The following is an 18982-nucleotide window of genomic DNA, read 5'->3' on the forward strand; positions in this document are numbered from 1 at the left end:
TTTCCGATGATCTAAGGGCGGAGGCGATCGGTTCGCCGCCGCTCTTTTGGTATTCAGCTCAACGTGCTGCCGCGGTTCACATCGGATGCGGCCGGTGCGTCCGGACAATGGCAGTCATGACCGCACAACTTCTAACTCAGTCTCTCGAAACCCTTTCCGCCCGCGGCTTCCGGCGCGGTGGACTTGCCGTTGCGATGGTTGCGGCTCTTGGCCTCGCAGGGTGCCAGACGACTGAAACGTCGGACATGATCCGCATCGACCGGGATCAGGGGTCCGAGGAGAATATCGCCTCGCTGTCGCAGGTCATCAGCGCCAACCCGAACGATCCGGAAGGCTACAATGTCCGGGGATCGGCCTATGGGCGCGCCGGCCAGTTCAGCAAGGCGCTTTCCGACTTCAACACCGCGCTGCAGCTAAACCCCAATTTCTATCAGGCCTATGCGAACCGCGCGCTGGTCTACCGCAATATGGGCAAGCCGGTCGAGGCGGCAGCCGACTACAATGCGGCCCTCAGGATCAACCCGAACTACGACGTCGCCTATATCGGTCGCGGCAATATCTACCGTCAGGCCGGACGCATCGACGAAGCCTTCGGCGACTTCAACCGGGCCATCGAACTCGACACCACCGATGGCCGCGCCTATCACAATCGCGGCCTGATCTATCAGGTGCGCGGTCAGCACGACAAGGCGATCGACGATTTCTCGAAGGCGATCTCCCTCTCCCCGAACTCGCCCGAGCCTTACAACGGCCGTGGCGTGTCCTATATCGCGCTGAATGACGACGAAAACGCTTTCGCCGACTTCAACCACGCGATCGAACTGAACAATCGCCTTGCCGAGTCCTGGGCCAACCAGGCACTGGTCTACGAGCGCCGTGGCGACAAGGCGCGCGCTGCCAAGTCCTACTCGCATGCGCTGCAACTCGACCCGAAATACCTTCCCGCCAAGCAGGGCCTGGCCCGCACGCGCGGCGGCGTCTGAGCCCTCATACGCCCGGCTCGACAAAACGAGCCGGACAAAACAAATCTCGCTTCAGGCAATCACAGCGATCGGAGACTGCGGCATGGGCCGCAGCGGATCGGACAATCTCGCAGATGAGCCTTTGGTCCGCGGAGCGGCGACCGTCTCGTCAGACGATCAGGCAGAAAGGCCCGAACGACTGTTCGCGGCACATCGTCCTGTAGCAGGACACCATGATTGCTCCCGCCAGACCGCCTGCAACGATCAGCGCCAGGCTGGCAAAGGCAAAGCCCATGGCTGCGGTCGCCAGTCCGGCGAAGGCGGTGAGCGCAACGGCGGCCAGAGGCATCTTGCGTTCATCGGCAGACAGCACGACGACGGCCCCGACAGCGGTTGAAAGAACGGCCGTCAACAGGAAGAAGCCGGGGACGAGCCAGATCGAGAACAGCAGGAAGGCGACCCCCGCCAGACCGGTCAGCACGGGCCGGAAAGGCTCGAGCGAATGAAGCCGCCGCGACAGCTGGAAACCCATCCTGCGGAAGACGAGCGCCACGCCGCCTCCGAACGCCGCGGAGCCGGAAAGCGTCGCCAGCGCGGTTCCGAGCGACCGCTCGAACTCGGTGGTCACCATGCGCGTATCCCAGAACAATACGCTGGTATCGAGCACGGCAAAGGAAAGCAGGAGTGCGACGAGGCCATGCAGCGCAAGCAGCCCGGCCAGCAGTTGCGCGATCTTTCGAGACGGCGCGGCCATCGCCAGCCACCCACCGAGGGAGCCCCCGACCGAAAGGGCGAGAAGCCCGATCAGCCAACCGCCGAAATTCGGCTCCGCGGCGGCGAGGCCGACCAGGATGCAGCAAGCCAGCCCCAGGGCGATCAGCACGAAATCGGTTCTGTGGAAAACGGCCCCCGGCCTGCCGACCCGCGCCACTGCGAAAATGAGGAAAGCAATCGCTGCGAGTTCGGCCACTGCCGTCAAACCGTTGCCCATTGTCTCAGCCATTTCCCTCGCGTGAAGAGCCAGGACCCGTTCGCCAGGCCAGCACGAGGCCGGACGACAATCCGACCGCCGAGAGAGCCAGGGCAATGAAGGCAATCGTGCGGCCCGTGCCACTGGGCAGCCGGCCGGTCGCATAGATGGAGGCAGCGGCCAGCGCTGCAGCCAGAAGCCCGGCGGCAAGGATCAGCGTACGGCGGAATCCCCGCCTAGTACCGGCCCCGAACATGAGGCCAGCGACAACCGCCAGTGCAAAGACAGCGAGCCGAAAGAGAAACGGATCGGACGTTTCCGACAGCATGGAAGCCTTCTCCGCAGCCGTCAGGTTCAGCGCAGCAGATAGATGCCGGCTGCACTCAGAATGATGAAGATGAGGAGACCGCCGAAGAAGCCGGCACCGCCGAGAAAACCGGCAGCCATGGCGACCAACAGGGCCACCAGCATGGCAGTGCCGTATTTCGTTCCTGCGATGAAGAGATCGTAGGTCTTCTCATGCTCGGCATAGTTCATCGCCGCTCCCGTTTCGACCGGACCCGCGTGATGTTCGCTCATGCTTCATCTCCCCTTGCGCAGCCGCCATCGCGGCGCTCTCGAAACCCGCGACGCCCGCTCGCCCCCACCGGGGAATCCGCAGACGTCGCCTCCCCTTTCGAAATACACAAAGCCGCAGGCAAGCGCAATCCGCCCTCATCCCGGAAGCATGCGGGCGAGAGGCCGATCGTCAATAATCCCGGCCGGCAACGGCACCGGTGATCCGGCCTGTCGCCACCAGCCTCGCGGACGGCAGGATCGTCAGCGGAGCGACGAGCGGCTCCCCGCCTCTTTCGAACATCAGCCGGCGTTCATAGACGCCCGAATCGAAGAAGGGGTAGCGCTTCAGCAGTTTGTCGCCGGTCGCATGGGTGTTGGTGGCAAGCAGTGTCAGTTCGAAGCCGTAGATATCGGCCATCCGGCGCTCGACGACCGTGTCGGCGTAAAACACGCGCTTGTAGAAGGCGGCATGGGCCGGACGCACATGTTGCAGGACGCGGTCTGCGCGGAAATAGGCGGCCGCGACAATGCTCGGTCTAAGCGTGATGTAGGGAAGAACGGGCAGTTCGGCCGCAATCGCCGGATCGGCCGCGAACCGGGCCGGGTCGATCAGCGTCAGGCCCGCATTGAGAAAGCTCTCCATGGCGTCGGGGAAAACGCCCGACGACTGCGATATCCGGTGCTCCGGCGTCACATGATGAAGGCGGATCGTGCTGACCAGTTCCTCGAAATAGTAGACCCCGAAGACATAGGCGTGGTCGTCGAAATCGACGTCATCGATCAGGTTTGCGGCCGCAACGGGCAGAACCTCCGCAGCCTTGTAGGCCTTGTAGCGCAGCCGTTCGATGTCTTCCATGTCCTCGCCGGTCTCGATCCGGCGGTATTCGATATTATCCAGGATTCGCATCAGCTTTTGCGCGAATCCATCCCCTTCTGATGGTGCCATGCTCTTGGTGTCTCGTCGATTATTAACGAATTGTTAAGCATAGCTATCATGCACGCGACGCCTCCTACACCTGCTAGGATTAGTAGGTTTCGGTGTTAATTCTTTGTTAAGGTTAACAAATGGTAAACGCGACTGGCGGCGCGAAGATGTTTGCACGATGGCATGGCATCGGCAGGCGCTTGATTGTCATGAAATGGAACGCCGCAAGATGAGAAACGTCAGGCGACGTAAGTCCGGGCTTCGAACTGCTTGCGGCTGGCAAGCTGGCTGATCTCGGCGATGCTCTCGGCGGCCACCGGCATCGAATAGACATAGCCCTGTATAAGATCGGCACAATTATGCTTGATTAGCAGGGCCAGTTGCTCGCGGGTTTCGACGCCTTCGACGACGATCTGCAGGTTGAGGCCGCGCGAAAGGGTGACGATGCCGCGCAAGAGCTTCAGGCGCCTGACATCCTCGCAGATATTGCGCACGAAGGATCGGTCGATCTTCACGACATCGACCGGCAGGGTGTCGAGATAGCTGAGGCTCGAGAACCCCGTGCCGAAATCGTCGATTGCGATGGTGATCCCGTAGCTGCGCAATTGCTCGAGGATAAGTCGTACCGTCGACAGTTCCTCGATGAGGCTGCTCTCCGTCACTTCGAGATGCAGCCGGTGGGATGCCAGACCCGTTTCCGCAAGCACGGACTTCACCGTGTTGATGATGAGTTCGTTGCGCAGGTCCTGCACGGACAGATTGACCGAGACCGTGATGTGCTCGGGCCATTTCACGCAGTCGCGGCAGGCTTTCTCGATCACCTGGCGAGTGATGTCGGAGACAATGCCCATCTCTTCGGCGATCTGGATGAAGATATCCGGCGCGATGGCTCCCTTTTCCGGATGGGTCCAGCGGGCGAGCGCCTCACAGCATTCGAGCGCAGAACCGTCCGGCTTGAACATCGGCTGATAGGCGACGCTGATCTCGCCGCGCTCCACGGCCGCGCGCAAATCCGTCTTCAGCCGCTGCCGCTCCATGTAACGGGCATCCATCTCCTCCGCGAAGACGACAAGTCGCCCCCTGCTGCGCGACTTCGCCTCGTACAGGGCAAGGTCGGCCTTGATCTGCCATTCCTCCATCCGCAGTTCCGCGCTGTCCTGGATCACGCAACCAGCCGAGAAGGTCACGGCAATATGAGATGCCTCGACCTCGTAATTGCCTGCCACGCTCGCATGGATGGAGCGCATCCGCGCCTCGATATCGGTATCGCCGCCTCGACCGGGGAAAAACAGCACGAACTGGTCTCCGACGAAGTGACCGACAATCGCCTCGCCCGCGGCAAGCTCCAGCAGCCGGTTGGCGATCGTCACCAGGAGGCGGTCCCCCGTCATATGCCCCTTCGTGTCGTTGACATGCTTGAACTCGTCGACATCGAGCACCATGAAGCCGATCCGCCCCGCATCGGCCTGCTGTGTCGCCTTTTCCTTCACCAGTTCGCTGAAATAGCCCCGCTGTGGCAGGCCGGTCAGCGAGTCGTAGCGCACCATGTGCAGGATCTTGCGGTCCGCCCGAATGCGCGCCGTCACGTCCTCGAAGATAAGGACAACGCCGCCTTGCGGCCGGCGGCTGGCGGAAAATTCAAGAATGAGATCGTCGGAAAACTGCATAACAGCGCGCGACGTGCTGCCGTCGATCAGCTGGGCCAGTTGTTTCTGGATGAGGCTCGGCATGGAGCCGTCGACAAAGCTGTGGCGAACCCCATAGCGCAGCACCACGTCAAGGTCGCAATTCGTCAGCCGTTTGCGCTCGCCGAGGTGCAGAAGCTCGCAGGCCTTGCGATTGATGACCTCGATGCGGTTGTTTGGATCGAGCATGATGAGACCGTGCGTCATGTTGGTGAGCGCGGTGTCGAAGCTCTCCGCGATCCTTGCCATTTCCCGCGAGGCGATGACGTTCTCGTAAAGGAACTCCCTGACGCCGTTGGCCATGGCCCGCGTCGTCATCCCGAAGGGAATGAGCATCAGCGACAGGACGGCCTTGTATAAATCCTGGGCGAGCAGGCTGCCGACCACCATGGGCAGGCAGCAGGCGAGCGTCTGGAGGTCGACGGCAAGCCGCGAGCCGTAATTGCGGCCGACCACGGATACCATCGAGGCCATCGTGACGGCGATGCTCGCCAGTTCGGCGAAACTGTCCTGCAGCACGAGCAGCGCGTAACCGCTGCCTATGCCGAGAATGCCGGCGGTCGAGGCAGCGCCCAGCACGTAGCGCAACTCCCAGCGGCGAATGTCGCTGCGCGTCAGTTCTGTCTTGTCCGTCTTCTGGAAGCGGGTGAACCAGTAGATGCGATTGGCAAACACCGCCACGAAACCGACGCAAAGGAAAAGGTAGAACGCATCGCCGCTTTTCGCATAGATAGCCAGAAACGTCAGGATATGGACGACCATCCCCGTGAACAGCGTGTAGCGATTCTCGAAAAGCGAGCTGACGAACGACAGATAAACGTCCGTGGGCACGGCTTTCCTGCTTGCGACCTTCATCCGTGGCCTCCTTGACGCCGGCGACGTTATGCAAGACGATTTAAAATTCGCTTTCCGGCATTGAGAAAAGGCAACCTATTCCAATTATTGGTCACCGCCCGGCCGATGCCCGACAAGATTGCCACCCTCTCCCCCGGTGCAACCCTGCCCGATAAATTGACAAACCGCAATTTATTCATGGACAATCCCTGAAGATCGAACCTGCACGCACCGACCGACTGCACAGGCTTGAACCGCTTTCTCACGAAAGAGAAATCTCCGCCTCATGGTGATGCTGGTAGCGCTCCCAGCCGGAGCGATCGGCTGTTTTCGGTATAGACATAAGACGAAAAGCCCTGGAAACGTTGGGGTTCCCCGGTTGCGCGCCAAGTTGCCTTGATCTAAGGACCTGAAGGAGCTCAAGGGGAGAGAACAACAATGAAAATGTTATTGGCCATTGCCCGGCTGATCGACACGATCAACGGGGCCATCGGGCGCTGGGTATCCTGGCTGCTGCTCGCCGCAGTCCTGATTAGCGCCGGCAACGCGGTCGTCCGCAAGGTGTTCGATATCTCGTCCAATGCCTGGCTCGAACTTCAGTGGTATCTCTACGGCACCGTGTTCATGCTGGCCGCCGCCTATGCGCTCCTGAAGAACGACCATGTCCGCATCGATATCGTGTCGAGTTCCTGGAGCAAGAAGACACGAGACCGGATCGACCTGATCCTGCACATCATTTTCCTTCTGCCCTTCACCTTCCTCATGACCTGGCTCGCCTGGCCCTGGTTCTGGGCCTCCTACAGGATCGGCGAAATCTCCTCGAGCGCGGGCGGACTGATCGTCTGGCCGGCGAAGGCGGCCGTGCTCGTCGGCTTCCTGTTGCTCAGCGCCCAGACGCTGTCCGAGATCGTAAAGCGCGCTGCCGTCGTCTTCGGTTATTTGACCGAGACGCCGGAGGCGGAAAACACAACCGAAGCGACGGGGCACTGACATGATCGATTTCATCGCCCACAACCTCGCCCCGATCATGTTCTCCACCGTGATGCTGATGCTTCTGCTCGGCTATCCCGTGGCGTTCACTCTCGCAGCCGGCGGCCTGATCTACTTCGCGATCGGGGTGGAACTTTCTTCCATCTCCCCGGAAATCAAGCTCTTCTGGCCGCTTCTGCAATCCCATCCGGATCGCATCTACGGCATCATGTACAATGATACGCTCCTTTCGATCCCCTTCTTCACCTTGATGGGCTTGATCCTGGAACGGTCGCGGATGGCGGAAGACCTGCTCGATACGATCGGCCAGCTCTTCGGCCCCATCCGCGGCGGCCTCGCCTATGCCGTCATTCTCGTGGGGGCGCTTCTCGGCGCGACGACCGGCGTGGTGGCGGCTTCGGTCATGGCAATGGGGCTCATCTCCCTGCCGATCATGCTGCGCTACCAGTACAATCGCCCGCTCGTCGCCGGCACCATTGCCGCATCGGGCACCCTGGCACAGATCGTGCCGCCCTCCCTCGTTCTCATCGTCATGGCGGACCAGCTCGGCCGTTCGGTCGGCGACATGTATGTTGGCGCGCTTTATCCTGCGATCCTGATCGTCATGGCATATTGCGCCTATATCTTCGTCACATCGATGCTGAAGCCGGACTGGGCGCCGGCCCTGCCTCTGGAAGCGCGCACGCTCGGCGGCGGCGTCACCTCGCTGTTCGTCATGATCGCGGTCACCGTCGGCCTCTATTTCCTCGGCCATGAGGTGCTCTTCACGGGCATTGCAAGCCCGGAGTGGCGGCTCGTCGCCGCCTTGGCTTTCGGCGTTCTCGCGGTCTATCTGGTTGCAATCGCCAACAGCAAATTCGGCCTGAACATCATCTCGCGATTGACCCAACAGGTCATCATCGTACTGATCCCGCCGCTGGCTCTTATCTTCCTTGTGCTGGGCACCATCTTCCTCGGCATCGCCACGCCTACGGAAGGCGGAGCCATGGGCGCGACGGGGGCACTGATTCTCGCCGCACTCAAGGGCCGCCTTTCGTTGGCCACGCTGAAACATGCGCTGGAAGCGACGACCAAGCTCTCCGCCTTTGTCATGATGATCCTGATCGGTGCGCGCGTCTTCGGCCTCACCTTCTACGGTATCAACGGCAATGTCTGGATCGAAGACCTTCTGACGGCTCTGCCGGGCGGTGAATACGGCTTCCTGATCGTGGTCACGATCATCGTCTTCATCCTCGGATGTTTCATCGACTTTTTCGAAATCGCCTTCATCATGGTGCCGCTGCTCGCTCCCGTGGCGGAAAAGCTCGGCATCGACCTCGTCTGGTTTGGCGTCATCCTGGGCATCAACCTGCAGACCTCCTTCCTGACGCCGCCGTTCGGCTTCTCGCTCTTCTACCTCAGGTCCGTGGCTCCTGCGGGCGACTGGAAGGATCAGGCAACCGGCCGGATGATGAAGGGCATGAAGACGCTCGACATCTACAAGGGCGTGCTGCCTTACATCATCATCCAGTTCATCATGATTATCGTGGTGATCGCCTTCCCAAGCCTCGTCATGCGCTACAAGAGCGGCCACACCACGGTTGATCCGGCAGACGTCAAGATCGAGATTCCGGGCTTCGGTGCTGGCGGCGGGATGTCCCTGCCCCCGCTCGGCTCGGACGGCGGCAATGGAGCCCCCGGCGGTTTCGGCCTCCCGCCGCTCGGTTCCGATGGCGGCCTGCCCGGACAGGCGCCGGCAACCGGCACCCCATCCATGGACCTCAGCCAGCCGCCGGTCATCAAGTAAGGTGCTTGCGCCACTAAACAGCGCCAAAGGGCGCTGTTTTTTCTCTCGAACCCCAAAAAGGAAAAAGGCCCCGGACGCAGCGTCCGGGGCCTTTCTCGTTCATTCGTCGCGCGGAAGGTTCAGAGCTTGCCGGCGCGCTGCTGGATCATCATGAAGGTGTCGAAGGTGTATTCGCCGAGCTGCGCCCACAGATAGGCGTCCTTCTTGAAGGCGAGCTGATCGTCATAAACCTTCTTGAAGGTCGGGCTCTGCGCCGAGAGTTCTGCATAGATCCCCAGAGCGGCCTGGTAGCAGGCCTCCAGGATCTCCTGGCTGAACGGACGCAGCACCGTGCCTTCGGCGACGAGCTGCTTCAGCGCCTGCGGGTTCTTCGCATCGTATTTTGCCATCATGTTGGTGTTGGCATAGGCACAGGCATCGGTGAGGATCGCCTGATAATGCTTCGGCAGGCCGTTATACTTCTCGAGGTTGAAGAAGCCGTGGACGACCGGACCGCCTTCCCAGAAACCCGGATAGTAGTAGTACTTGGCCACCTTGTGGAAGCCGAGCTTGGCGTCGTCATAGGGGCCGACGAATTCGGCCGCGTCAATCGTGCCCTTTTCCAGCGCCGGATAGATATCGCCGCCGGCAAGCTGCTGCGGCACGACGCCGACTTTTTCCAGAACCTTGCCGGCCAGACCGGCGATACGCATCTTCAGACCCTTGAGGTCGTCGACGGTGTTGATCTCCTTGCGGAACCAGCCGCCCATCTGCACGCCGGTATTGCCGGCCGGCAGACCATAGAGACCCTGCGTCGCAAAGAACTCGTTCATCAGCGTGTTGCCGTTGCCCTGGTTGTACCAGGCATTCTGCATGCGGGCATTGAGGCCGAAGGGAATGGCCGTGCCGATGGCGAAGGTCGGCTCCTTGCCCCAGAAATAGTAGGACGTCGTGTGGGCTGCCTCGACGGTGCCGGCCGCAACCGCATCGACCGCCTGCAGGCCGGGCACGATTTCACCGGCGGCGAAGACCTGGATGGTGAAGTTTCCATCGGTGGCCGCCGCAACGCGTTCGGCGATATCGACCGCACCGCCATAGATGGTGTCGAGCGACTTCGGAAACGACGACGTCAGCCGCCAGGTGATCTTCGGGTTTTCCTGCGCAATGGCAGGTGCGGCGAGTACGGTCGACGCGGCAGCACCCGCACCCGCCACGCCCGCTTTCTTGATAAATGAACGACGATCCATGTAATGACCTCCCAATCATGGTTTGCGCTACCGGCAAGTTCCTTGCGCCCCCTCCCGGCTGCAATGACGGCGAGATGACCATTTTTTCCAAAGCGTTTCAAGCTGCGCCGCAATATTCTTTCGACGCATATTTGCGCTGAGGGCCGCGGCCCGGCGACGATACCTATTTTGTCCGGAAAAACGTCATGCGAGGCCGGACTGACTGCTTCGCCGGAATTTTGCCGCAATCGGTCATTGACTTCCCGGCCATCCTGCGTTCAAGAATCCTGCCCGCCTTTCGGAGACCATCATGCCCAAGCCGATCATTGCCGTTCCCGCCGACATTCGCGAATTCGACGGAACCTCCTGGCATGCGGCCCAGAACCAGTATGTCCGGGCAGCCCTCAATGTCGCCGACGTCATGTCCTTCATCATTCCCGCCTTCGAGGCGGGCAATGACACGGACGCTCTTCTGGATCGGGTCGACGGCCTCCTCGTTTCCGGCTCCGCCACCAATGTGCATCCCTCACTCTATGGCGGGGAGTTCAAGGAAAGCGACGGCCCCTTCGACCCGGCACGCGATGCGACAACGCTGCCTATGATCCGCCGCGCCATCGAACGTGGCATTCCCTTGCTGGCGATCTGCCGTGGCATTCAGGAACTGAACGTCGCACTCGGCGGCACGCTGGCGACGGAGATACAGGAGCAGGAAGGCGTGTGGGACCACCGCAAGCCCCAGCACGCGGACCGCGACGTGATGTACAGCATCCGGCAGGACGTGGTCGTCGCGGAAGGCTCCTGCATCGCCCGCTATCTCGGAACGGGCCGTATTCCCGTCAATTCGCTGCATCGTCAGGCGATCTCGAAGACGGCCCCCGGCCTTCAGGTCGAAGCCATCGCCGATGACGGCACGATCGAAGCCGTGTCCGTGATCGGCGCCAAGGGTTTTGCCATTGGCGTGCAGTGGCATCCGGAATACTGGGCCGAGACCGACAAGCCGTCGCGCGCCCTTTTCGAAGCCTTCGGCGACGCTGTCCGCGCCTATGCGAAGACCCGCGGCTGAGGAAAATCAGGGCAGCATCTGCAAGGCGACACCGGCTCCGGCGGGTTCCAGCGCCTCATAGGCCAGTCCCTTTTTTCGCACGAGTGTCAGCACCACGAGACCGGCGCCATCGCTGAGTGTGACGCGGCCGTCCTCGCCCTGTGTCCAGTTCCGCACCGACGATAGCCTCGGCCACACGTCGTCGCATTCTCTGGGAGCGGAAAAACTCCGGCTGCGGCTTTGCAGTGTGCCGCCGCGCTCTGCAACGCATGCCCGCTGCTTCGCGGCGTTCGAAATCGAGAATTCAGCCGGTGGCGCAATGATCGAGCCGGTTGCGCTGGCCCGGATGGAGCCCGAGACGACCGGGTCGAAGGCCGGATTTCGCAGGCCCTCGGTCTCGTTCCGCCATCCATAGATGCCGGCCACGGCGGCGCCCGCCACGGAAAGTCCGGCAGCCAATACGAAAACGTAAGTCTTCACCCGCACATCCCCCGCCAGCAATCGCCCGCCCGTCGATGAGCTTGGATGCGCAAGCTTGCGGAAAGCTGGAGATTGCAGCAGGTCACGCTGATTCCTGCGGCGTTTCCGGCACCGGCGTCAGCGCCTTGCCGGTCGAGAACCAGGAAACCAGATTGTCGACGACGAGATCGGCCATGGCGTTGCGCGTCGGCAGCGACGCCGAGGCCACATGCGGGAGCAGCGAGACATTGGGCAGGTCCATGAGCTGCTGCGGAACGTTGGGCTCGTTGGCAAAGACATCGAGACCGGCCGCCGCGATCGTGCCTTGCTTCAAGGCCGTAACGAGCGCCGACTGGTCGACCGTCGTGCCACGCCCCACATTGATGAGGACGCCATTCGGCCCGAGCGCCTTCAACACTTCGGCATCGATCGAGCCCGTGGTTTCCGGCGTCTTCGGCACGATGGAAATCAGCGTATCGACCGCTTCCGCGAGGCTCAGAAGGCTTGCGTGATAGCCATAGGACACGTCCGCCCGAGGCCGCCGGGTGTGATAGCTGATCTTCACCTTGAACGGTTCGAGCCGTCGCGCGATCTCGATGCCGATCCGCCCGAGCCCCTGCAGCCCGACATGCCGCCCCTTCAGCGAAAGCGGCGTCAGCGGGAAATGCCCTTCCGAAACCCAGCGGCCCTGGCGAAGCCACGCCTCCGCCTGCGGCAGCCGTCGCACGGTGTTGATGAGCAGGGCGACGGTCGTATCGGCCACCTCGTCATTGAGAACATCCGGCGAGTTCGTGACAACGATGCCGCGTTGGGCAGCGGCTCCGACATCCACGCCGTCATAGCCGACGCCAAAATTGGAAATGATCTCCAGATTGGGCAACCGTGCGATCCACGATGCCGGGAGGGCGCCGGAAACCGCGACCCCGCGCACCAGCGCCGCTTCATCCTCGGAAATGTCGAGCGTCGGCCCATGGGGCACGGCAACGATATCGAAGTCCTCGCTCAACCGCGCGATGACGCGCGGGTTGATGTAACCGGGCACGAGGATTGCGACGCGGTCTTTGGTCATGCTTGGATAATCCTGTCTGCCTCAGCGGTTGATGGGGCCGGTCGACTGACGAATCCGCATTTCCGGCTTGATGAGATGAATGCCGTCCGGCTCGTGGCTGCCTGCCAGCTTATCCAGAAGCGCCCGGGCTGCAAGCCGTCCGACCTCCGCCTGACCGTTCCAGACGGTGGTCAGCGCCGGTGTGGCGATGGAAGCCTCCTCGAGATCGTCATAACCGGTGACCGAAATATCCCGGCCCGGCACCAGCCCGGCGCGGGCAATACCGTTCATCAGGCCGATGGCGACGAGATCGTTCCAGCACACGGCCGCCGTCGGCTTCTGCGGCAGGGACAGGAAATGCACCGCCGCCTCGAAGCCGCCCTGTTTCGTTCGCGGTCCGGGAATGCGCAGGTTCGGGTCCACCTCGATCCCCGCCTTGCGCAGCGCGCTGACATAGCCCTGATAGCGGTCGCGGCCCGTCGAGGTCTGGTCGGTGCCGCCGATCATCGCGATGGTGCGGTGACCGAGACCGATCAGATGGTTGGTGGCAAGCGAAATGCCATAGCTGTCGTCACCGCGATAGATCGGCACGTCGACGCCGTCCATCGAGCGTGCGACGAAGATCGCCGGCATGCCGTTATCCTCTGCGAGGCGCACATCCTCGGGCGGCGTACCGATCGCCGGCGACATGATGACACCATCGCCTCCGAGTTGCAGCAGCGTCTCGATGAACATCCGCTGCTTGTCGACGGAATCGTAGTGGTTCGAAAGAATGAAGGTGTGACGGCTCCGGTCGAGCTCGCTTTCGATCGCCTTCAGGATTTCTCCGTAGAACGGGTTCATGATGTCATGCACAACGACACCGATGATGCCCGACCGGGACGTCCGGAGGCTGGCTGCACGACGATTGTAGATATAGCCGAGGGCGCGTGCCTGTTCCTTGATCTTTTCCCGCGTATCGGCCGCAACCAGCGGACTGTCGCGCAAGGCGAGCGATATGGTTGCGGTGGACAATCCGAGCGATTCGGCAATCGTTGAAAGTTTGACCTTCTGAGCCACTTTTCCTCCCCCGTGACAGACAACTTCCCGCGCCGGCCGTCACACCCTGCGCTTAAATTTTTTAATTAAATATTTTAAGCGCATATTTCAATTCATTCTTTCGCCGAAGATCAGCGCTTCTCCGAATCGCCCCTCAGGTTTTCCTCGACGGTCACCAATAGACGGGCCAGCACCTTTACCTCCTTGCCGGACAATCCTCTGGTAGCCACACGTTCGCAGTCGTCGGCCGCGCTCGCGATCCGCTCGATGCTGTTGCGCCCCTCTTCCGTGAGATAAACCTTGGTCAGGCGCGCATCCTTGTCGTCGGCGCGGCGCATCACGAAACCCTGCGCCTCCATGCGGCCGATGGTGCGCGTCATGGTCGGCGCCTTGACGCCGAGCCGCTGCGCAAGCGCCCCCGGCGTGATCCCGTCTTCTTCTCCGAGAAGCTGCATGACGCCGTCCTGCCCGGCATAGAGGCCGCTATCGGCAAGATTGTGGGAAAGCCTGGTGCGCATGGTGCGGGCAAGCTGTGTGACGAGAACGGTGAGCGGTACACCGGCAGCGCCGGCGTCCTTCTTCTTGCCACCCTTGTTCTTCTTCTCGCCTTTGTCCTTGTCGCCCTTGTCTTTTTTGGACATTCTGCCTCCCGCGCCGCTTGATGACGGCTTTCCTTCTTTGCGCCGGCTGAAACTCTGGCGTTGAAATCCATAGCGAAAATAAAAGACAGAAACCAGATGGCGAAGCCCAGGCCGCACTTCGATGACAACGACTTCACGACACCTGTGGAGGAACGCCGCGACTGGATCGCCGTCCTGCCCCTTGGCGCCCACGAGCAGCACGGCCCTCACCTGCCCTTCGAGACCGATGCCCTGATCGCACAAGGCCTTGTCGAAAGGCTGCTTGCGCAACTCCCCGAAGACCTGCCCGTCACCTTTCTGCCCGTCGAACCCGTCGGCTATTCGCCCGAACATATGGACGTCGAGGGTACGAAAAGCCTTGCATTCGACGAGGCCGTCAACCGCTGGCTGGCGATAGCCGAAGACCTCTCCCGCAAGGGCATCCGCAAGCTTGTCCTCCTGAATGCCCATGGCGGAAATTCCCCGCTGATGACCGTCGTCGTTACGGAAGCGCGGCTGCGTTTCGACATGCTGGCGGTCGCGACCAGTTGGACCCGCTTCGGCGTGCCCGAAGGCGTCATTTCGCCTGAGGCCAAGGCAATCGACATCCATGGCGGGCTGATCGAGACGTCGGTGATGCTCGCGCTCCATCCCGAACGGGTCGACATGTCAAAGGCCCGCGACTTCCCCTCCCGCCAGACCCGGTTTGCCGAGATGTTCAGCCATCTGCGCGCCTACGGCCCGCATGCCTTCGGCTGGAAGATGTCCGATCTCAACGGGGAAGGCGTTGCCGGCAACGCGGCTGCAGCCACCGCCGAAGCCGGGGAAAAGCTGATCGCCCATGCCGTGAGGGGCTTCACCGAACTTTTGAGAGACGTCCACCGCTTCGACATCGATACTTTTGTCTGCGCGGGTGCAAACCGGTCCTCTCAACAAAGCCTTTGAACTCGTCCGAGCCAGCGCCTATATGGGGTAACACCATTACGGCGCGCCCCGCGCTTTCCACCTCATCGAGGACCCCATGACCGAAGCTGCCGCAAAACCCATTCCCGTCACCGTGCTGACCGGCTACCTTGGCGCCGGCAAGACGACGCTGCTCAACCGCATTCTCTCCGAGAACCACGGCAAGAAATATGCGGTCATCGTCAACGAATTCGGCGAGATCGGCATCGACAACGACCTCATCGTGGAATCCGACGAGGAAATCTACGAAATGAACAACGGCTGCGTCTGCTGCACCGTGCGCGGCGACCTGATCCGCGTGGTCGAGGGCCTGATGCGCCGTCCGGGCCGCTTCGACGGCATCATCGTCGAAACCACCGGCCTTGCCGATCCGGTGCCGGTCGCCCAGACCTTCTTCATGGATGACGACGTTCGCTCCAAGACCGAACTCGACGCCGTGGTTGCCCTGGTGGACGCCAAGCATCTGCCCCTGCGCCTGAAGGACAGCCGCGAGGCGGAAGACCAGATCGCCTTTGCCGACGTCGTCGTCATCAACAAGACCGACCTCGTCAGCCATGACGAACTGCACCGCATCGAGGACATCGTCCGCGCCATCAACCCGTCGGCTCGCATCTACGCAACCACCCGTTCTGGCGTCGATCTTGCCCGCGTGCTGAACCAGGGCGCCTTCAACCTCGAGCGCGCCCTCGAAAACGACCCGCATTTCCTTGACCATGACGATCCGGATCATGTCTGCGGTCCCGAATGCGGTCACGACCACCATCATCACCACGACCACGACCATGACCACCATCATCACGATCATGACCACGGTCATCATGGTCACCATCACCACGATCACGGCCCCTCGCCGATCCACGACGTGACGGTCACCTCGATCTCGCTGCGCGGCGGCGAAATGAACCCTGACCGCTTCTTCCCCTGGATTCAGAAGGTCACCCAGACCGACGGCCCGAACATCCTGCGCCTCAAGGGTATCATCGCCTTCAAGGGCGACGAGGAACGTTACGTCGTGCAGGGCGTGCACATGATTATCGAAGGCGATCACCAGCGCCCGTGGAAGGACGGAGAAAAGCGCGAGACCCGTCTCGTGTTCATCGGCCGCGATCTCGACCGCGAAAAGCTCGAGAGAAGCTTCCACGCCTGCGAGGCTTCGGCATGACGCCGAAGCCTGCGCCACGTTTTACGACGAAAGCCATGCCAGAAGGAAAGACTGCCTGATGCCGACGGTTGCCCCTCTCGACCTCGAAGGTCACGTCGTCACCAGCGCATTCCTCGGAGACATTCCCGTCTTTGCGACTGCCGCCGGCACGATCCATCGTCTCGACGGCGGGGAAAAGGTGACGGAAGCCCATCAAGGCCTGCTCGCCTGCGTCAAGGACGTGTCCAACCAAACCCTCGTCACCGGCGGGGAAGACGGCAAGGTGCTGCGCATCGCCCATGACGGCTCGGTCAGCGAGCTTGCCCATGTCCCGCGCAAATGGATCTCCGTGGTCGCTGCCGGCCCACAGGGCGCGGTCGGCTATTCCTACGGCAAGGTTGCCCATGTCCGCCTTGCCGATGGCACGACGAAGGACTTCACCGAAGAGCGCACCGTGGAGGGCATCGACTTCGCCCCCAAGGGCATGCGCATTGCGGTTGCCCGCTATAACGGCGTAACGCTTCACTGGGTCGGCACCAGCGGGGCGCCGGTCGATCTCGAATGGAAGGGCGCCCACACTGGTGTGACATTCTCGCCCGACGGCCGCTTCGTCGTCACCATGATGCAGGAAAACGCGCTGCATGGCTGGAAGCTCGACGGCAAGGCGAACGACACCCGCCACATGCGCATGACCGGCTACCCCGCCAAGGTCAAATCCCTGTCGTGGTCGGTGAAGGGCAAGTGGCTTGCCTCCTCCGGAGCGCCTGCGGCCATCGTCTGGCCTTTCTCCGGCAAGGACGGCCCGATGGGCAAGGCGCCGCTGGAACTCGGCACCCGCGCCAACATCATGGTGAGCCAGGTCGCCTTCCACCCCGCCGAAGAAGTGCTCGCCATAGGCTTCGTCGATGGCATGATCATCGCCGTGCGCATCGCCGACGGCAAGGAGGCGCTGCTTCGCCGCCCCGGCAAGGGAGCGATTACATCTATGGGCTGGAGCGCCAACGGCAAGCTTCTGGCCTTTGCATCGGACGCCGGCGATTGCGGCGTCATCGACATCACCGCCTGACGATCCCGGCGACGGCCGGAACGACCGACCGCCGCCGAACCGATATCAAACGGCGCGCTCAAGCACGAAGGGCACCCCGGTCTCGGCGAGCGTCTTGAGCCGCGACAGGGACTCCGGCCAACCGCCAACCACGGCCTTGCTGGTCGCGGTTTCGCCGCCGAAATCGTCATGCACCAGCGTCAGCTTGCATGCCTTGCCTAGCAGCGGCTCGATCTCAAAAACCACCCTCGACGGCTTGTCGGCAGCAACATCCGGCGCCCATTGCGCGCTGAAGGTGAGAACCAGCCGGCGGGGCGGCTCCATCTCGACGATCTTTCCGCAAATCGCTATCCGCTCGCCCATCATCCAGGCGTAATCGCCCTCGGCACGCCAATCCGTGCGCGACGTCATGTTGAAGTGCTGCCAGAGCGGCGTCTTCTCATCGCTGGTTATGATTTCCCAAACGGTCTCCGCGGATGCACGGATATAGAGTTCGTAGACATGCTTAGGCTGATGTTCGCTCGTCATCTCTTTTTCCTTTTCCATTGTCTCGGCAATCGACTTGATGTCGGCCATCGTCCGGACAAACGGCACCGCATAGCGGGCAATCCAGCGGTCGCTGACCTCCTGAATAGGGACGGCATTGAGGAAGTGAAGCTTTTCTCGCCCGGCCTTCCGCGACACCACGAGATGCGCCGCCTCGAGCACCTTCAAATGCTTCATCACCCCGAACCGGCTGACCGGGAGGTGGCTTTCGAGGTCTCCGAGCGTCCGTCCGCCCCTCTCCTTCAGGAGATCCAGCAGTTCGCGCCGCAGCGGATGGCTGAGAGCAAAGAAAACATCATCGTCCATGGATAGAAAATATGTGACTCGTTGGTCACATGTCAAGATGCAACCCCGCGTCGGACTGGGAGCGTTCAACATGACGGCCGCAAAAAAGGCCGGGGGCAAAGCCTCCGGCCTTTCTGCATTCAGCAGTTCCTGATCCGGAGATCAGAAGCGGTAGGTTACACCGGCGCCGATCAGCCACGGATCGAGCTTGGCGCTGCCGCTGAGTTCCGTACCGCCGACGGTGACGTCGAAATCGGGCCTCAGGAAGATCTTTTTGACGTCGAAGTTCACGCCCCAGTGCTCGTTGACCATGTAGTCAAAGCCGACCTGCAGGGCTGCACCGAAGCTGTTCTTGATGTCGAGATCGTCCGCCGAGGCGGCATCCTGGCTGTAGAACATGGTGTAGTTGATACCGGCACCGACATAAGGCTTGAAGGCGCCGAAATCGGTGAAGTGATACTGCAGGGTGAGCGTCGGCGGCAGGATCCAGGTGCTGCCGATCTTGCCGAGGCCGTCGATCGAGCCCTCGCCGTAAACGTTGGCGCGGGTCGTGCCGAGGATGAGTTCGGCAGCGATATTGTCGGTGAAGTAATAGGTGATGTCGAGTTCCGGGATGACCGAGTCGCTGTAGGACAGATCCGAACCGGAGACGCCGTCGACCTTGCCTTCGTCATTGGTGATGACCCCCAGACCGCGAACGCGGATCTGCCACGGGCTCAGCGCATCGGCCATCGGCGCTTCCGGAGTGGGCTCCGCCACCGGCGATACGTCCGCTGCACCGGCCGCCTGGCCGATAAGCAGGAATGCAGTGGTTGCAGCAAGGGCGCTGATCCGCCTTGTCCACATCATGGTCATAGGTCTCTCCTTATGAATAAAAGGC

General features: G+C 61.7%; 19 protein-coding genes. 7 read left to right on the forward strand and 12 right to left on the reverse strand.

All coding sequences use genetic code 11. The annotated features are described in order from the left end of the window. The first annotated feature begins 107 nt into the window (after window positions 1-107). Complete coding sequence (locus ACLBKR_RS13595) at window positions 108-983, forward strand: tetratricopeptide repeat protein (RefSeq protein WP_414899430.1); 876 nt, start codon at window positions 108-110, stop codon at window positions 981-983. A gap of 148 nt (window positions 984-1131) precedes the next feature. Here ACLBKR_RS13595 and ACLBKR_RS13600 read toward each other — a convergent pair whose 3' ends face one another. The 5 genes from ACLBKR_RS13600 to ACLBKR_RS13620 all read right to left on the reverse strand — a co-directional run bounded on the left by ACLBKR_RS13600 (window position 1132) and on the right by ACLBKR_RS13620 (window position 5955). Further along, the gene (locus ACLBKR_RS13600; RefSeq protein WP_162757836.1) at window positions 1132-1965 is read right to left on the reverse strand and encodes an NAD(P)(+) transhydrogenase (Re/Si-specific) subunit beta; all 834 of its coding nucleotides are present in this window, start codon (window positions 1963-1965) and stop codon (window positions 1132-1134) included. Next, window positions 1958-2260, reverse strand: coding sequence for a hypothetical protein (locus ACLBKR_RS13605; protein ID WP_162708220.1), 303 nt, complete (start codon window positions 2258-2260; stop codon window positions 1958-1960). The genes ACLBKR_RS13600 and ACLBKR_RS13605 overlap by 8 nt, the downstream gene beginning before the upstream one ends. A 26-nt stretch (window positions 2261-2286) precedes the next feature. Further along, window positions 2287-2511: an aa3-type cytochrome c oxidase subunit IV gene (locus tag ACLBKR_RS13610; RefSeq protein WP_112828748.1), complete on the reverse strand. Its 225-nt coding sequence runs from the start codon at window positions 2509-2511 to the stop codon at window positions 2287-2289. Window positions 2512-2680: 169 nt separating this feature from the next. Next, window positions 2681-3397, reverse strand: coding sequence for an N-acyl amino acid synthase FeeM domain-containing protein (locus ACLBKR_RS13615; RefSeq protein ID WP_414899431.1), 717 nt, complete (start codon window positions 3395-3397; stop codon window positions 2681-2683). A 257-nt stretch (window positions 3398-3654) separates the two neighbouring features. Next, complete coding sequence (locus ACLBKR_RS13620) at window positions 3655-5955, reverse strand: EAL domain-containing protein (RefSeq protein WP_113447659.1); 2301 nt, start codon at window positions 5953-5955, stop codon at window positions 3655-3657. A 417-nt stretch (window positions 5956-6372) separates the two neighbouring features. On the opposite strand from ACLBKR_RS13620, the gene ACLBKR_RS13625 reads away from it, so the two are divergent. Both ACLBKR_RS13625 and ACLBKR_RS13630 read left to right on the forward strand, forming a co-directional pair. Further along, on the forward strand, window positions 6373-6924 hold the full coding sequence (locus ACLBKR_RS13625; protein ID WP_113340751.1) for a TRAP transporter small permease subunit: 552 nt from the start codon (window positions 6373-6375) through the stop codon (window positions 6922-6924). Between the two features lies 1 nt (window position 6925). Further along, window positions 6926-8710, forward strand: a complete 1785-nt coding sequence (locus ACLBKR_RS13630) for a TRAP transporter large permease (protein ID WP_112828752.1) — start codon at window positions 6926-6928, stop codon at window positions 8708-8710. Window positions 8711-8829: 119 nt separating this feature from the next. On the opposite strand, the gene ACLBKR_RS13635 is transcribed toward ACLBKR_RS13630, so the two are convergent. Continuing rightward, window positions 8830-9936, reverse strand: coding sequence for a TRAP transporter substrate-binding protein (locus ACLBKR_RS13635; RefSeq protein WP_112828753.1), 1107 nt, complete (start codon window positions 9934-9936; stop codon window positions 8830-8832). Between the two features lie 289 nt (window positions 9937-10225). On the opposite strand from ACLBKR_RS13635, the gene ACLBKR_RS13640 reads away from it, so the two are divergent. Further along, complete coding sequence (locus tag ACLBKR_RS13640; RefSeq protein WP_113340752.1) at window positions 10226-10978, forward strand: gamma-glutamyl-gamma-aminobutyrate hydrolase family protein; 753 nt, start codon at window positions 10226-10228, stop codon at window positions 10976-10978. Window positions 10979-10984: 6 nt separating this feature from the next. On the opposite strand, the gene ACLBKR_RS13645 is transcribed toward ACLBKR_RS13640, so the two are convergent. From ACLBKR_RS13645 to ACLBKR_RS13660, 4 genes are all read right to left on the reverse strand, one after another. Continuing rightward, window positions 10985-11437, reverse strand: coding sequence for a hypothetical protein (locus ACLBKR_RS13645; RefSeq protein ID WP_113466476.1), 453 nt, complete (start codon window positions 11435-11437; stop codon window positions 10985-10987). Window positions 11438-11519: 82 nt separating this feature from the next. After that, window positions 11520-12485: a 2-hydroxyacid dehydrogenase gene (locus tag ACLBKR_RS13650; protein ID WP_113340754.1), complete on the reverse strand. Its 966-nt coding sequence runs from the start codon at window positions 12483-12485 to the stop codon at window positions 11520-11522. Window positions 12486-12506: 21 nt separating this feature from the next. Beyond that, window positions 12507-13523, reverse strand: a complete 1017-nt coding sequence (locus ACLBKR_RS13655; RefSeq protein ID WP_112828757.1) for a LacI family DNA-binding transcriptional regulator — start codon at window positions 13521-13523, stop codon at window positions 12507-12509. Window positions 13524-13633: 110 nt separating this feature from the next. Beyond that, the gene (locus ACLBKR_RS13660; protein WP_113424478.1) at window positions 13634-14143 is read right to left on the reverse strand and encodes a MarR family transcriptional regulator; all 510 of its coding nucleotides are present in this window, start codon (window positions 14141-14143) and stop codon (window positions 13634-13636) included. Between the two features lie 96 nt (window positions 14144-14239). On the opposite strand from ACLBKR_RS13660, the gene ACLBKR_RS13665 reads away from it, so the two are divergent. From ACLBKR_RS13665 to ACLBKR_RS13675, 3 genes are all read left to right on the forward strand, one after another. After that, on the forward strand, window positions 14240-15067 hold the full coding sequence (locus ACLBKR_RS13665) for a creatininase family protein (protein WP_113340755.1): 828 nt from the start codon (window positions 14240-14242) through the stop codon (window positions 15065-15067). A 76-nt stretch (window positions 15068-15143) separates the two neighbouring features. Next, window positions 15144-16247 (forward strand): CobW family GTP-binding protein, encoded by a 1104-nt coding sequence (locus ACLBKR_RS13670; protein ID WP_113340756.1) that lies wholly within the window; start codon window positions 15144-15146, stop codon window positions 16245-16247. 58 nt (window positions 16248-16305) lie between these two features. Beyond that, entirely contained in the window at window positions 16306-17292 is a 987-nt protein-coding gene (locus ACLBKR_RS13675) for a WD40 repeat domain-containing protein (protein WP_113447664.1), read from the forward strand. Window positions 17293-17337: 45 nt separating this feature from the next. Here the strand turns inward: ACLBKR_RS13675 and ACLBKR_RS13680 are convergent, their stop codons facing one another. Together ACLBKR_RS13680 and ACLBKR_RS13685 are read right to left on the reverse strand one after the other, a co-directional pair. Further along, on the reverse strand, window positions 17338-18123 hold the full coding sequence (locus tag ACLBKR_RS13680) for an SRPBCC domain-containing protein (protein ID WP_113487493.1): 786 nt from the start codon (window positions 18121-18123) through the stop codon (window positions 17338-17340). Between the two features lie 141 nt (window positions 18124-18264). After that, window positions 18265-18948: an OmpW/AlkL family protein gene (locus tag ACLBKR_RS13685; protein WP_414901790.1), complete on the reverse strand. Its 684-nt coding sequence runs from the start codon at window positions 18946-18948 to the stop codon at window positions 18265-18267. Window positions 18949-18982: the final 34 nt, after the last annotated feature.

Source organism: Paenirhizobium cremeum (genome assembly GCF_047553425.1).
Taxonomy (GTDB): domain Bacteria; phylum Pseudomonadota; class Alphaproteobacteria; order Rhizobiales; family Rhizobiaceae; genus Allorhizobium; species Allorhizobium cremeum.